This is a genomic window from Christensenella hongkongensis (assembly GCF_000981035.1).
In the GTDB taxonomy this organism is placed as follows: Bacteria; Bacillota; Clostridia; order Christensenellales; family Christensenellaceae; genus Christensenella; species Christensenella hongkongensis.
The window spans coordinates 1-291 of the sequence record NZ_LAYJ01000038.1 but is presented as its reverse complement, the minus strand read 5'-3'; the positions used below and the strand labels follow the sequence as shown (position 1 = coordinate 291).

The 291-nt window shown below is 46.0% G+C and carries 1 pseudogene; it reads left to right on the top strand.

Features of this window, described 5'->3' with window-relative positions:
- A pseudogene (locus CHK_RS16470) lies at nt 1-291 on the top strand (D-xylose ABC transporter ATP-binding protein); the annotation flags it as partial.

Genomic DNA, 291 nt, shown 5'->3' with positions numbered 1-291 from the left:
ATGAATTTGAGATCGAGCTGAACCCGATGTCGGTGATAAGCGACCTGGGAGTGGCGTACCAGCAGATCACGGAAATCGTGAAAGCGGTAATGTCAAATTCGCGGGTGCTGATCATGGACGAGCCGACGGCGCCGCTGACAAACAAAGAAACAGAGTTATTATTCAATATCGTAGATAAGCTGAAGAAAAACAAGGTAACGATCATATTCATCTCGCACAGGATGGAAGAAATGTTTGAAATCTGTGACAGAGTAACGGTGCTGCGGGATGGGAAATATATATCGACGAAGG